Source organism: Cupriavidus sp. 05N39 (assembly GCF_056397325.1).
Genome location: NZ_JBFTNE010000333.1, coordinates 1 through 423 on the forward strand (window position 1 = coordinate 1; position 423 = coordinate 423).

The window sequence follows — 423 nt, forward strand, 5'->3', positions numbered from 1 at the left end:
GGGTGGCCAAGGTGGTGGCCAACAGCAACGCGTTGAAGCCGGACCTGGTGGTGATCACCGGCGACCTGATCGATGGCAGCGTGGCCGCGCGTGCGGCCGACGTTGCGCCGCTGGGCGCGCTGCGTGCGCCGGACGGGGTGATCGCGATCACCGGCAACCACGAGTACTACGCGCAGTACGCCGCCTGGATGCAGGCCTTCCGCTCGCAGGGCATGCAGGTGCTGGAGAACAGCCATGTGCAGGTCCAGCGCGGCGGCGCGGCGCTGACCATCGCCGGAGTCACCGACCCGGTGGCCAGCAACTACGGGCTGCCGCCGCCGGACCTGGGCGCCGCGCTGGCCGGTGCCGATCCCAAGGCGCCGGTGATCCTGCTCGACCACCGGCCGATCGCGGCACCCGCCAATGCGGCACGCGGGGTGGCGT

1 protein-coding gene is annotated in these 423 nt (G+C 72.6%); it reads left to right on the forward strand.

Features of this window, described 5'->3' with window-relative positions:
- A partial coding sequence (locus AC1DN0_RS41570) for a metallophosphoesterase (RefSeq protein ID WP_477146682.1) occupies positions 1 to 423 on the forward strand: 423 nt, incomplete at both ends.